11 protein-coding genes and 1 tRNA gene are annotated in these 14,777 nt (G+C 39.8%); 3 read left to right on the forward strand and 9 right to left on the reverse strand.

The features are described from left to right. Window positions 1–33: 33 nt before the first annotated feature. Together B3E92_RS18365 and B3E92_RS18370 are read right to left on the reverse strand one after the other, a co-directional pair. Window positions 34–162 carry a hypothetical protein gene (locus B3E92_RS18365; RefSeq protein WP_286727312.1) on the reverse strand — a complete coding sequence of 43 codons (129 nt, stop codon included), beginning with the start codon at window positions 160–162 and terminating at the stop codon, window positions 34–36. A gap of 106 nt (window positions 163–268) precedes the next feature. Beyond that, window positions 269–859 (reverse strand): TIGR00730 family Rossman fold protein, encoded by a 591-nt coding sequence (locus tag B3E92_RS18370; protein ID WP_070570493.1) that lies wholly within the window; start codon window positions 857–859, stop codon window positions 269–271. A 236-nt stretch (window positions 860–1,095) separates the two neighbouring features. Here B3E92_RS18370 and B3E92_RS18375 point away from each other — a divergent pair, with 236 nt between their 5' ends. After that, window positions 1,096–3,459 carry a glycoside hydrolase family 127 protein gene (locus B3E92_RS18375; RefSeq protein WP_286897848.1) on the forward strand — a complete coding sequence of 788 codons (2,364 nt, stop codon included), beginning with the start codon at window positions 1,096–1,098 and terminating at the stop codon, window positions 3,457–3,459. A gap of 99 nt (window positions 3,460–3,558) precedes the next feature. On the opposite strand, the gene B3E92_RS18380 is transcribed toward B3E92_RS18375, so the two are convergent. Further along, a complete protein-coding gene (locus B3E92_RS18380; RefSeq protein WP_286897850.1) occupies window positions 3,559–5,544 on the reverse strand; it encodes a glycoside hydrolase family 97 protein in 1,986 nt (661 codons plus the stop codon). Window positions 5,545–5,799: 255 nt separating this feature from the next. On the opposite strand from B3E92_RS18380, the gene B3E92_RS18385 reads away from it, so the two are divergent. Together B3E92_RS18385 and B3E92_RS18390 are read left to right on the forward strand one after the other, a co-directional pair. Then, on the forward strand, window positions 5,800–6,480 hold the full coding sequence (locus B3E92_RS18385) for a DinB family protein (protein WP_286897852.1): 681 nt from the start codon (window positions 5,800–5,802) through the stop codon (window positions 6,478–6,480). A gap of 4 nt (window positions 6,481–6,484) precedes the next feature. Further along, window positions 6,485–6,937, forward strand: a complete 453-nt coding sequence (locus B3E92_RS18390; RefSeq protein ID WP_286897854.1) for an SRPBCC family protein — start codon at window positions 6,485–6,487, stop codon at window positions 6,935–6,937. A gap of 130 nt (window positions 6,938–7,067) precedes the next feature. Here the strand turns inward: B3E92_RS18390 and B3E92_RS18395 are convergent, their stop codons facing one another. The 6 genes from B3E92_RS18395 to B3E92_RS18420 all read right to left on the reverse strand — a co-directional run bounded on the left by B3E92_RS18395 (window position 7,068) and on the right by B3E92_RS18420 (window position 14,477). Continuing rightward, entirely contained in the window at window positions 7,068–8,093 is a 1,026-nt protein-coding gene (locus tag B3E92_RS18395) for a hypothetical protein (protein ID WP_286897856.1), read from the reverse strand. A gap of 433 nt (window positions 8,094–8,526) precedes the next feature. Further along, on the reverse strand, window positions 8,527–8,841 hold the full coding sequence (locus B3E92_RS18400; protein ID WP_146753017.1) for a hypothetical protein: 315 nt from the start codon (window positions 8,839–8,841) through the stop codon (window positions 8,527–8,529). Window positions 8,842–9,881: 1,040 nt separating this feature from the next. Continuing rightward, window positions 9,882–9,965, reverse strand: a tRNA-Leu gene (locus B3E92_RS18405). 74 nt (window positions 9,966–10,039) lie between these two features. Beyond that, window positions 10,040–10,918, reverse strand: a complete 879-nt coding sequence (locus B3E92_RS18410; RefSeq protein WP_115047823.1) for an exopolyphosphatase — start codon at window positions 10,916–10,918, stop codon at window positions 10,040–10,042. A gap of 364 nt (window positions 10,919–11,282) precedes the next feature. Beyond that, on the reverse strand, window positions 11,283–11,825 hold the full coding sequence (locus B3E92_RS18415) for a hypothetical protein (protein WP_286897858.1): 543 nt from the start codon (window positions 11,823–11,825) through the stop codon (window positions 11,283–11,285). 75 nt (window positions 11,826–11,900) lie between these two features. After that, a complete protein-coding gene (locus B3E92_RS18420; protein WP_201639479.1) occupies window positions 11,901–14,477 on the reverse strand; it encodes a phosphoenolpyruvate carboxylase in 2,577 nt (858 codons plus the stop codon). Window positions 14,478–14,777 lie beyond the last annotated feature (300 nt).

Consider the following 14,777-nt stretch of genomic DNA (forward strand, 5'->3'; position numbering starts at 1 on the left):
ATTTCTTAAATAATAAAAAAAAATGAGAGAACACTACGCGATGATATAGCCGCCACCGAAATAGCTATCCGCAGAGATAGCACTTTCGGTGAGGTTGAGTACCACTTGATCACTAAAATTCTTACTGTTCACCACTTGAATACGATGTGGTATATTTAACAATGAAGCTTCTAGTCGGAATGCTTCCGACAGCTGTTTCGGATTATATGAGGTATAATCCTTCGAACTAATTTCGACTTAGTCAATTCTGAACGATTTTATTATATCGCTAAATCTCATCCTTCTCAATCCATTTGGGAACCAGTGGCGCTTCATACTGTTGCATCTTCTCGATCAGCTCCTCAATCGTATCAGCCACCAATAACATCGCTCGATTTTCCTGCTTAAGAAGGCCCTCTTCGACCATGTGATCAATAAATTGAATGAGATGATTGTAAAATCCATTGATGTTTAACAAACCAACTGGCTTTTTATGTAAACCCAATTGAGCCCATGTAATCATTTCAAAAAGTTCTTCCAAGGTACCAAAACCACCCGGCAGCGCAATAACTCCTTCGGCATAATCACTCATAATCCGTTTACGATCGTGCATGGTATCTACAGTAATCAGTTTTGTTACCCCCCTATGCTCTCTTTCTTTCGAATTTAAAAAATCAGGAATGACACCTATTACCTCACCTCCCTGTGCAAGAGCTCCATTCGCAACAGCTCCCATTAGGCCAACCCTTCCACCACCATAAACCAAACGAATACCGTATTCAGCCAAAACCTTTCCCACATAGGAGGCTTGCTCTTCATACACGGCCGAATTCCCTAAACTGGAAGCACAAAAAATAACAATACTATTAACTTTCTTCATATACAAGTATAGTTAAAAATAAACGGATCAGCTCTTTTTAATAAAAAAACAAACTCACTATCAATAATATACAAAAAAATACACGCATTATTTTCGCGCATAAATATAAATGTAAAAAAAACACTTAAAATAAATAACACATTTAATATCTTTGATTTACCGGTCTTTTTATACATAACGGCTAACCAGACAAGCTCATCAGATCTTGTTAATAACAAATGATAATTTCAGTCCATATGATCTTCAAAAACAAATTTTTGCACAGTGCTCTCTTAAGCTTATTTAGTCTGGCGCTATCTGCCCAAACAACTTCTCAATTGAATTATTTCGATTTAAGAGAAGTGAGGTTGTTACCTGGGATTTTTAAACATGCTGAAAATCTTGACATCAATTATTTATTGGAAATAGACCCGGACAGATTGCTGGCTCCCTTTTTACGCGAAGCCAATTTACCGCTAAAAAAAGACTCCTATACCAATTGGGAAAATACAGGATTAGATGGCCATATCGGAGGGCATTATCTATCTGCTCTCGCACATATGTATGCCGCTACAGGAGACCTTCGTATTAAGGAAAAACTAGATTATATGCTCAGCAACTTGAGACGTTGTCAGGAAGCAAATGGAAACGGCTACATAGGCGGAGTACCTGGGGGTAAAATTATTTGGACAGAGATTCAGCAAGGTAGAATCAACGCCGGTAGCTTTAACCTGAATGGAAAATGGGTGCCGCTATATAATATACACAAAACCTATGCTGGCCTGCGAGACGCCTACTTGTTGACAGGCAATGAATCTGCAAAAGACATGCTGATTCAAATGACTGATTGGGCGCTTAAGTTGGTCGCTCAACTTTCAGATGCTCAAATACAGGAAATGTTACGAAGTGAACATGGCGGACTGAACGAAACTTTTGCTGATGTTGCTGCAATTACCCAAGATCAGACTTATCTCGAGTTGGCTCGTAAATTCAGTCATCAATCCATACTTGAGCCTTTATTAGCGCATGAAGATCATTTAACAGGATTGCATGCAAATACACAAATTCCAAAAGTTCTCGGTTTTAAACGCATCGCTGACCTTTCTCACAACGAAAAATGGGCGGAGGCTGTTCGTTACTTTTGGGACAATGTCGTTGAGCAGCGCTCGATTGCTATTGGAGGAAATAGTGTAAGTGAACATTTTAACCCAACGGAAGATTTTTCAAAAATGCTCTATAGCATTGAGGGACCAGAAACTTGCAATACCTACAATATGTTACGGCTCACAAAAATGCTCTATCAGACCGATCCGCAAGGGAAATACCTCGATTTTTATGAACGTGCTCTTTACAACCATATCTTATCGACACAACACCCCGAAAATGGTGGATTAGTCTATTTCACGCAAATTCGTCCGGGGCATTATCGTGTTTATTCTCAAGCGCAGACAAGTATGTGGTGCTGCGTCGGATCAGGGATGGAAAATCACGCCAAATATGGTGAAATGATCTACGCATACCGCAACAATGACCTATTTGTCAATCTATTTATTCCTTCACGCCTGGACTGGAAGGAGAAAAATATGGAAGTTATTCAAGAAACGAACTTCCCGACAGAAGCCAAAACAAGCATACGAATGAACCCTAAAAAACCGACGTCATTCAGCTTGATTATTCGTAAACCCAGCTGGCTCACCACAGCTCCCCATGTGTTGATCAATGGAAAGCCTTACCGCAATTTCAGTTCCACAAATGAGCATATCCAGATCAAACGTACATGGCGAAAGGGCGATATCGTCAGCCTTCAATTACCCATGGGGATACATACTGAGCAGTTGCCTGATAAAAGCAATTATTATAGTATTTTATATGGACCTCTTGTTTTGGGAGCCCGAACTGGACAGGAAGATCTTTTGGGACTTCGAGCCGACGACAGCCGAATGGGGCACATTGCTTCTGGAAAACAAATCCCTTTACGTGATCTCCCGATTCTTCAAGCAGAACCGAACAATATTCCGGCACTTGTAAAACCGATAGCGTCAAAGCCCTTACACTTTACACTCTCAAATCTCTATTTGGGAAAAAAAGATATTCAAATGGAACTAGAACCCTTTTTCGGTATTCATGATTCCCGTTATATGATCTATTGGCCTCAAGCAACGCAGAAAGAATTACTGGCATTACAGGACAAAATGCGCCGCGATGAAGTGGAAAGCTTAGCGCTAGCGGCCAAAACGGTCGATAAAGTAGTCGCTGGGGAGCAACAACCAGAATCAGATCACTTTTTTCGCGAGCAAAATAGCAATGCTGGGGCATTCGGTGATACACGCTGGCGCGATACAAAAGGCTGGTTCAGTTATGTGATGAAAATAACGCCAGAGACCCAACTGGTCGCGATCAAATTGCTGGCAGACAACTCATCCAGGGTAACTGAGGTAATGATCGATGGTAAAACCATCAGTACATTGGAAGACAAGGATGAGAGATCCACCATGAAAACAATACGTATACAGCTTCCCATGGAAAGTGCAGGTAAAACCAAAATAGAACTGAAAATTAAGGCCGGGGCAGGATTTACAAGTCACAAGATCCTAGAAATAAGAACTCTTCGTCCTGACTAATGGATCTGGGAGATAGCTTCCATTAGTCAGGCGTGATTCACTTAGCCTGGATAATTCAGTTCATCAAAAGTGATTCAGTTCGTCAGAAGAGCGCTTAATTTATTTTCCAATTAAAACAACGGCGCCTTCAGGTTGCAACGTCAATTTGATGGACTTTGTTTTAGAAAGTCGAATCTGCTTCTGTTTTGACTCCCGGGCAACGTTATCGTCGATTAGCTGTACCGCATCTGTACTCAACATGGGCAAATTCACCGATACAGTCTTTTCTTTGCCCTCGGCATTTATCCCCGCTATATACCATGTATCATTCTTTCTCCGGGCAAGTATGACATATTTACCTGGATAACCATCAATAAAAACAGTCTCATCCCAGGTAGTTGGTACCTGCTTCATAAAATTAATCACATGGGTTGGCATTTCCTGTAAATTATTGGGTGTCAATCCAAAATTTTGTACCGGAGTCTGAAATAAAATCGCCGTTGCCAATTGAAATGTTTCTGTCGTTTTGCGGATAGTACCGCCGCTATTCTCGCGGTTATGACGTTTGTTCACCAAAACCGGGCCAAAATCCATTGCCGCCACGGCATTCCGAATAAAGGGATGTAAAGTCGCATTAAAAGCCTCCGTATCATTTGCATGTTGTGTGAAAATCAAATTTTCAGAGGCTAATACGGCTTCACTGCCCACGAAATTCGGATACATGCGCTCCCAACCACGCGGTAAAGTACATCCATGAAATATAACGGTTAATCCATAATCATTTGCATCCGAAAGAATATCTTCGTAAAGCTTGAGTGTTTCTTGTTTATCGCCTCCAAAAAAGTCGACTTTGATTCCTTTAATGCCCACATGCTGCATCCATTGCATCTCGGCTTTACGTGCAATCGAAGTATTCATTTTATTTTTTGGCGTCTGAGGTGCGTCGTTCCAGAATCCGTTCGAATTGTACCACAGACAAATACCTACGCCCCGCTCCTTCCCATAAGCCACCAATTGTTCAATTTTCTCATGGCCGATCTTTGTATCCCACCAATTGTCGATCAATACAAATTCATACCCCATTGAAGCCGAAAGGTCAATGAACTTCTTCTGGTCTTCAAAATTAATACTGCCGTCCTGCCATTCCAACCAGCTCCATGTCGCCCGTCCGAATTCGTATTTCTTCGATGCCGGATACTGCGGTTCAACAACATCAAACGGAATGGTCGTTTCCACAATGGGTTTTAGGTTGCTTCCGACAGTCAGTGTGCGCCAAGGTGTATAACCGGGTAATGAAATTGTGGGAGCTGCACGTCCAATGCCATTGTTCTCCCCTTCCTCCGGAAAAGAAATGCTATAAAGGCCATCCTTCGTGCCTTCGCTTAACTTGGATGCGCAATATGCACTTGATACACCCGTTTCCGAAACAAGTACCCATCCCCGATCTCCAACATGAAAGAGCGCAGGAAAAGTATAGCCAACACCATACTTCGAAGGTACGCCTAGCGCCTGATCTGCCTGATACTCCTCTTCGTAACTTGGTTTTGTTTTCATCCAGCCTATCATGGGGGAAGCTTGGGCTGTTAAAAATGTTGTTGTAACGAGGGGAAATTTAAAGCCGCTATTCTCCTTTATCAATGCAAAGTTGGCCGGCTCGCCCACCTGAGGCACATAATATCGGAACGCTATATTGTTGTTGCTAACACGGAAAGTAACCTCGATCTGCTGCTTTGAAGTATTCTCCAACACATAACGCAATTCATTCGCTTTATACTGTACCTGACTGCGTTTGATTTTTGGCTCGATATAATTGGTCAAAATTTCACCTCTTTTTTCTGCTATAGGACGCAAATTATCGCTTAAATTTATCGTCTTGCTTTGAAGCCCAAGCGGTGAAGCTTCCAACATTGTCTTTCCTTCCAGTTCAACCTGATAAAATAGATGACCGTTTTTCAGATCCAATTTAACGGTCAAAGTTCCGTCCGGACTCGATACCGATGTCTGCTGTGCTGCGGCAATTGTCCCCAACAAAGATAGCATACATACCAAAGCATAACGTTTTACTGGTAAACGTTTAAAATAGCGCGTATAATTGTGATTTAACATAGATTAACTCAAATAGTCGGTTAGTTATTCTGTTAAAGATAAGGTTTTATTTTAATAAATGTACAAAAAACACTTATTACAGAATACGTATTTTATCAGGTTGCAATCGACTGCGTCAAATAGGAATCGTCGTCTAATCTGGGAAGGCGCAAACGCAGCTTTTCTTGTCCTATGAGAAGATATACCAAACAAAAATTCCTTATAATTGTAAAGAAATAGTGACATTTATTTTACGATCTTAAAACGTATTAAACTATGAATCTAATTATGAACATGATAGCACTTGCCAGCATAGCAACTGCTACCTTGGCTCCATCATCTGCCAAATCAGGGTCATTGCTCGAGCAAAAGGACCAAAACATTACGCTGATAGAAAAAAAACAGGCTTTAAAACACGATTATGTTGGAACCGACTCGCTATTGCAATATTTTAACCAAACAACTGCGGAGCTTGAAAAGCAGGTTGCGGGTTTAAGCGAAGCGCAGCTCCAATTTAAGCCAGCGCCCGACAAATGGTCGATCAGTCAATGCCTTGAGCATATTATTCGTTCAGAACGAATGATATTTGACATGGCGAAAAAGGGCCTGGATCAAGATCCACAACCTGAAAGGAGAAAAGAGATCAAGATGAACGACGACAATCTAAAAAATGCACTCACAGACAGAAGTCACAAATATCAGGCACCCAAGGAACTCCAACCAGAGGGAATTTATAAAAATGTGAACACCGCTTTGGCTGATTTCAATGCCGCTCGCCAACCCGTGCTTGATTACATCAAAAAAGCTGATGCGGAAGATCTCAGAAATCATGTCAGCGATTCCCCAACTGGTCCAATTGATGGTTATCAAGCCCTGATGTTTATTGCTGCGCATTCTGCACGTCATACCAAACAGATCGCTGAAATAAAAGCCGATCGCAATTTTCCAAAACAATAGAAAGATGAAGAAATTAACTTATCAAATTAAGATCCATGCGCCTGTGCCGCGGGTTTTTAAAACAATGCTTGACAAAGAAACCTATAAACAATGGACCAGTGCATTCAATCCAAGTTCAGATTTCGAAGGCATCTGGGACAAGGGGCAAAAAATTCATTTTACAGGCGTCGATGAAAATGGTGAAAAAGGCGGAATGGTAGCAGAAATCGCCGAATACATTCCAAATTCATATGTGTCTATTCGGCATCTTGGTATCCTAGACAATGGCCAAGAAATTTTATCCGGACCAGCTGTCGAAGATTGGGCTGGAGCATTAGAAAATTATTCTTTTTCGGACATCGAAGGACAAACATTATTGAATGTAGATGTTGATACAAACGACGAATACATCGATTACTTTAATGAGGCTTGGCCAAATGCTTTGCAACGGCTAAAGGATATTAGCGAAAAGGAATAGGTGAAATACCCTGCATATTGAAGAGCTTTGCGAAATCAATGCGCAAGTCAGAAGCTTGTTGGCAAAAGTAAAAACGGCACCTAGATCTGGATGCCGTTTTTTTATCTTGCCGATGCTTTTTTTCGTTCGTTTACTTTTGTTTTTTGACCCGAATGTCAAATATATTGTAATACCGTAGCGTGCTATAGTCCTTCAGGCTCATAAAGTCATAGGTAAGTGGATAATTAAAGATATTTTCCGTCTGACTCACATAAAGGAGCATATCGCGGAGTGCTATTCCAATAGCCTTGGCTCCTTTCGGATACTGAATAAAACTGTTCTTGCCGCCGCCCCGATAGTAGATCAGCAGATTGCTGCAATCGAGGACTTTGGTATCTACATCATCCAGTGTTTTATTTTCCAGTATTTTGTCTATTGCCGTATTGAGGCCTGCCCGTGTTGAATCAGTTTCACCCATCAGAATCATATGGGTACCATAAGTCACCGAAGCAAGCACATAGGGAGAGTAACCTGCTTGGGTCAATACAGCTACCTCCGATTCCGGATAAGCATCAAAATACTCTGTGTGGTCAATATAAATTGTAAGCTTATTGACTTTGCCTATACGAAGCGTGCTGTTTTGCTTACTGATCGTCGTTGAGTCGGCATGTTTTACAAGGGATAATGCCTTTTTTACATCCTTCGAAATACCGAGAAATCCCTGTATTTCGGCGTAATCTCCAAAACTGCTCGAAGTAAAGTTCATACTACTTGCCTGTTTCGACTTTTCAAACTTATTGGCATAAGCAAGACCATTTTTATAGCTGGGCTCAAAGAATCCCATATCTACGGAGAAGTCATTGTAAGACAAGAAATGGAATTTTACTTTTTTCGCTTTTGCTTCCAGGCTTTCTAGCCGTGGGCCTTCAAGGGTGTCTTTGAGACTCCAAAGTCCGCCCAGGAAAACCTTTTCATCAATATTATCATCAGAGAAAAGCTCGCTCATCTGAAATTGTACTTTCCGAATTTCGTACTTATCAGGAGGAACAGTGGGCTCATTCTTGGTGGTATCTGAAGGTGCCACCTCTGGGGGCTCTACGTTTGGCTCGATGGGATCTTTTGTGCAACTTAGCCATATTAGTGCGCTAAGAAGAAGTAAAAAATTTCTAGTGTGCATATTGAAGTTCTTCAGTTCCAAATTCGGTTATCATTAAAAAAGGTTAGCTACGCTTTTTTATCTGATAAATTAAATATAATAATCTAAGATAATGTTTTTTTACATCAGTCCAACACGTACCATCCCGTTATAGCATATTTTTACAATTCAAATCAAAACGCTTCAACCTCGTTAAACGAAAAACAAGGTAATAACTTACGCGATAAGACTACCAGTAGTTGATCACAAATCATCAAAGCATACCCTTCCTAGCGTATTATAAGCGAAAAAGCGGGTTAAAGACTGAATTTTCTGCACACCAAAAAGACTTAACAGTCTAACCATTTAGGGCGAAAAAAAAGCGGGGTTTTCACCCCGCTTAAATTAATCGTTTGTAACAGCGCGAAAACGCCGAAACCTATCTGCCGGTTGAAACCAACAGGGATCGACTGCATTAAACACCCCAAAATGCCCTACATGCTTTAAAGAAAGATCCACAACCACCATTTGTATAGGTGTCTGAAGTATGTGTACCGACCAGTTGCGCCGTGTCATAATCATAAAAACTCAACACAAAAATACAGTGTGTCAATTTTCCTTCGCTTTCTTTGACCTCTTCGGTGACTTTCACGAGTGTATTCGTGTTAGGAAGACGGTAAGTCGTTGTCTTAGCATTGACATTTTCTTTCGGTGCCTTTTCCGTTGTCTTTGCAGAAGCGGCTGTAGATAGCAGTGCAACAGCCATCAAACTCATCATTAATTTTTTCATTGTTTCTATCTTTTTATTAAACTATAACATGCTTTTGAAGCAAGCCTTTATTTTATGGAAGTAAAAATAAAAACACCATTAATTAATTTTGCGGTTATTTATTATCTGTTGCAGTTCGTTCAATATTCGTGGTTTTTAGTCTATTATTCGCAATACAACTGTTTGTTAGGGTGATCTTAACCGCAAGTCCTATTTTTACAAATTGCATGTCTCTACCATAATTTATATTTTTAGAAATCTGATTCAAAATATTCTGTGGTTCAGCTGCCTAATTATTACAGCATCGGACAAATTCGGTAACAATATCCAAATATGCCGGCGCAAATGGCGGTAAAATTAGGGTAGCGAGCTGCAAACATTATTATTTAAAAGAAAATGGAAAATAATCGAGAAAGCAGAAAGATAAGGGACAAACAAAGAAAACAAAACGATAGAGGTTCTCGCGGCTTACACATGATTTGGCGCGTTACCATACTCGTTTATATTGTTGTCCTACTCTATTTTCTAGTTACTTGTGGCGGTAATGGCGCTAACTGGTTTCCCGGAAAACCTATCTATACAAGATAAAGACCACGAGCAAGTTACAGAATAGCTTCTTATAAGATTTAGGTCCATAAACATCAAAACGACCTCGGTACAAAACAACAGATAGGCAATAAAAGGGAGCAAACAGACTGTCAAAACGACTACATTTGGACTTTATTACCAAGAAAACTAGCCAAACTAAAGTCCGACAAAAACTATCAGTTACGAACCTGGTACCAGCAAGGTATACTCCTTTAAAATCATCCACATACAGCCCTGAATGGATTAAGACCTTAGTTCTACGCTAAATAATCTTTAGTTTCTTAACGCGTATTTTATATTCATTCAATGTTTGAAAAGCGGGAAACAAATAAGGCTTTATTATTCTCAAATTTATCAAATGCCTTCAGCTTGATCCCAAAAAATCGAACTGTGCTCAATTGCCCCTATGATCTGAGTGACAATATTTTTGTTCATAAAAAAAGGAGACAACTATTGACTAGTGTCTCCTTAAGTGCCCAGGAGCAGATTCGAACTGCCACGCCCATGCGAGCGCCACCCCCTCAAGATGGTGCGTCTACCAATTTCGCCACCTGGGCTCATATTCACCTTTGGTATCACAAAAATAAAGATTTTTCGCTCTTTTACAAGTCGAAAATCGCTTTTTACAGCATTATTTTACTAAATTCCTATTGATCAAGGTTCTAATTACACCGTCGACAAGCCCAACCCTTGGAACAATGATTTGTTTTAGACGACCATGCTTCATAATCGTTAGAAAAATCTCACTCGCAGGAATAATGACATCGGCACGATCTTCGTTTAAACCCAATAAGATAATGCGTTCTTTCAAAGAAAATGAAGATAAATGCTCATACACGGCTTTTAATTTAGCATAGGATAATGGTTTATCCAATTTTTCATTGGAAAGGCGCGCAAGCTTATTAATATTGCCGCCAGTACCAATACCAACCACTTGCTTATACATATGCGTATTGCTACGTACCCATTCCCTCAGTTCATCCCAGGTTTCTGCCTTGTCCTGATTGTCGAGGATACGGATTGTGCCCAAGTTGAAGGACCTGGAATTAACCAAAACACCATTGGCAAATAACGATAATTCTGTACTACCCCCACCTACATCAATGTAAAGGTAAACTTTGTCCTTTTCCATCTTATTATCCCAATGGCTATTGTAAATAATCTCTGCCTCCTTTGCCCCTTCTATAATATCGATGTTGATACCGTTTTTCTTGACCTCCGCAACAATATCAGCGCCATTTCGTGCATCACGCATGGCCGAAGTCGCGCAGGCCATATAATCCTCCACGTTATAAACATCCATCAACTCCCGAAAGGCCTTCATCGTTTTAACCAAACTCTCGGCTTTCCTAGGTGAAATTTCCTGATGAATAAACGCATCATCCCCCAAACGAAGTGGAACACGTAACAGTGTATTTTTCTTAAAATTATATTGGTCTTTCTGTCCAATAATGTCAGCTATCAAAAGACGGACTGCATTGGAACCTATATCTATTGCGGCGTATCTCACTTTATATACGATTTCATTAAATTACGCTAAAATAAACACAGTTATTAAAAACTGTGTTATATAAATGTTAAGTTATCATTAATTTAACAAATAACAAACGATTATTCCAGGGAATTCTTGTGTACACAACACTGATATGTCTTACAATAACTAAAATTTCCATTTTATCAAGAATACAAACTCATTTCCTGCCAAAATCATCTCGCTGGCAATCAACTGAGTCGGAATACAGATAGCACATCCTATCGAAACTCAGTACCTATCACAATTCCATGCAGAAAATCTAGTATTGTCAACAAAAAAATCATAAAAAAAGGAATATTCATCTTAATGAATACTCCTTTCCTTTTATTTATCTTATTTCTTAGTGATGGTGTTCTTCAACTTTACCGCCAGCTAATTTGTAGATCTCTTCCACTTTTTTCAAAGACTCCTCCGAAAGGTGAATAACATCCTTGTTTGTATTGTGCTCTTCATGAGACAATCTAGTATTGATCTCACCTTGTTTTTCAACCACTAGCGCTAAAAATGCTTTATCATTGAATGCCGCTGTACTGTCCGAACCAATTGTAGCAGGAACTTGAAATGCAGGCACGCCACGTTGCGCATCGCCAACATGCAATTCTTTTGCTAAATTGTCCAATTCTGGTAACACTGTTGCGTAAGCTTCTTTAATCTTTGCAGCTACATTTTTCACCTCTGCTGAGGTAGATTGTTTTGCAGCTACATCAGCAAGATTTACCAAGTAGTTTCCATTTTCGCCAACGAATTTAATCATTGCAAAGGCATCACCATCCGCTAAGGATGCATTAGAGTATTGACGCTGTCTATCTGCAGCTGTTTGACCACAAGATGCAAATAATGTACCCGCACAAGCCGCAACAATAAATAACTTATTAATCTTCATATCAATTTTGTTAACTATACAAAAGTAGATAAAATATATGTTCTCCGAAACCCTATCCGTGAAAAGAAAGAAAAATTACGCAACATTTCTTCCGGCATTCACCACGCCAAAGATTGTACGCGCTATTAATTTCGAATAATCTTCACGTTGTGCATCAGTCAGCTGATCCGAATTCAATGCACGAATCGCAAAATGCTGTATAACCAATAACGGTAATACAATTCCCTCGCGCGCTAAAATAGACTCACGATCCACAGGATAGTTTTCCATCAATTTTGAGGTTCCGCTCAGCTTTAACAGATATTCTTTTGTTATTTGGTACTCGGCATACAAAGTTTTCCAAAAGTCACCATAAATAGGATCATCTTTCATGTATGCTGTAATATCAAAGTTGGACTTTGTCATCGACATCATACAATTGTCGATCAATGTTTGGAAAAATCCAGATGACACATACAATTGCTGCACGTCTTTCCAAAGGTTATTTTTTTCAGCCCATTGCAATGCTGTTCCGACACCATAAAACCCAGGAATATTTTGTTTCAGCTGGCTCCATGAAGTTACAAAACTAATCGCCCGCAAATCTTCCAATCGCAATTCGCGGCCTGAGTTACGTTTTACAGGTCTACTTGAAATATTGATCGACGATAGCGCTTTCAATGGCGACATCGTTTCCAGATAAGGTAAAAACAATTCATTCGTCCGTAGATCCATAAACTTATGATGACTTAGCTCAGCCAGCTTATCAATGATCTCCTGTTGATGTTTGGTTAAGGTATCGCCTACGCGTTGTTTCAAATCTGAAATAATTCCAGCGTGCAACAATTGCTCTATATTAAATCGTGCCGTATCTAAAGAACCATACTGACTACTGATTGTTTGTCCTTGAATCGTCAATTGAATATGATCGTTGGCAATCTCTTTACCCATCGATGCATAAAAACGCTGTGTCTTACCACCGCCACGTGCCGGAGGTCCACCACGACCGTCAAAAAACACCAAATCGACATCGTACTCGCGAGATATCGCCGTAAGTTCGATTTTTGCACGATAAATCGACCAGTTCGCCATCAAGTATCCACCGTCTTTGGTACTATCTGAATAGCCCAACATAATGGTCTGTTTGTTTCCTCTACGCTTCAAATGCGCTTTATACTCCTTGTTACTATACAAGGTTTTCATCACATCTGCTGCTCTCGTCAAATCATCAACGGTCTCAAACAAGGGTACAAAATCGATCGTTAAAGCATCCTTCTTCCATCCAGACCACAAGAATAACTGACGCAGTCCCAAAATATCACTTGCCTGTTGGCAATTGCTGATGATAAAGCGTTGCGCAGCTCGCTCAGAACCGGAACGTTGAATCTCCTTTAACAATTTGATCACACCAGATGTATCTTTCGTCAACGGATCTGCATCTTCTCCCACCGTTAAGTCAAGTTCTTTGAATTTTAATGCTTTTTGCTTATCATTTTCACTGAGCTCCAGATAATCCAATGGCATTCCAGTCTTTTCCTGATTGTGCTGAACCAGATAATTGGTAGCCTCACGTAATATCCGACTGTCTTGTCTGATATCCAATGTGGTAAAGAAACAACCAAAAGTCATCACTTTGCGGAGTAAGTCATCAACGATTTCTACAAAAAGTCCATTGTGATATTCCTCCAAAACATTTTTGATTGCTTTCAGATTTGTGATAATATTATCAGTTTCGTCTGCTGGATGTTCGACTGGATTAAAACTGTTTTCGTAGAACAATGTTTGGAGATTTTCCATATATTCCTCTACACCTCTAAATGTGATGCGCCGTCTAACAATACGAAAATCCCTATAGTAACATCTAAACAAAATGGTACGTAGCAATGCGGCAACTTTCTTGGTGCTATCAACACTTACGTTGGGATTACCATCACGGTCACCTCCAGGCCAAAAGCCCAGTTCAATCAATTGTTTGACTTCTTCGGTATCCACGTCCAATTCATCATCAATAAAAGACTGAATTTCCGATGCTACTTTATAAAATACGTTTTCCAAAAACCAAGCTAAGCTCGCAGCCTCATCAACTGGAGTCGGTTTATTTTTATTGATGAAAGGCGTTTTACCCAGTTGCTGTAGCAATAAATGTATACTATGGATATCATTGGTCTTGATTGCATCGATCAGGTCGTTGATAATACCCAATACTGGTCCCGGATAGAATTGCGTAGGATGTGCAGTCAACACAAGACGTACAGAAAAATCCTTCAATTTTGACACGATCTTACGGCGCATATCTTCGCTGCCCTCGGCATTTTTTATTAATGCCCCCAAGACATTTTCGTCATCGCCACGGCCCACCATCTGAAAGGATGAGTCTTCGATCGCATCAAATAAAACAACCTGACGCTCTATATATTGAACAAATCGAAACAACAAATCAATCCGTTGTTCTTCCGAAGAAAATTCCTCATGCTGATCGAAGAAACTTTTTATGATCTCATCAGGAGTTAAATGCTGATCCACACCCTTTTCACATTGCTTTGCAAAAAATGGTAATAAAGTACCTGTATCTTTAACACGTTGAAATGGCAATGTTAAAAACAAACTTTTGAAAAGCTCAAAGCGTGTCAATACCTCGTCCTGAAAGACGGCTTCATTTTTACTTTGCTTCATATTTAAATCTTTGAAAGTGGTCAAGAGAGTTTAGGTGACTCTTGAAAATTTGTAATGTCTCTGAAATAACCCTATGGCTCCAAATATAACAATATTATAGCTAAACAAATAAAAAAATATAAATTAATCAAAAAAACAATTGAAATATTATAAACATACTAACAAATTTTAGTAAATTTTCATTTTTAACACATTAATGCAATGCAGTATAGCAACGAAGACCTTGAGAACCTGATCCTGTTAAGCCCCGCTACAAAATGAACCATCCCTGATCTGACAGGAACGGAACAGCTATCTCGC

It is taken from the genome of Sphingobacterium sp. UBA6317 (assembly GCF_002440385.1).
GTDB lineage: Bacteria > Bacteroidota > Bacteroidia > Sphingobacteriales > Sphingobacteriaceae > Sphingobacterium > Sphingobacterium multivorum.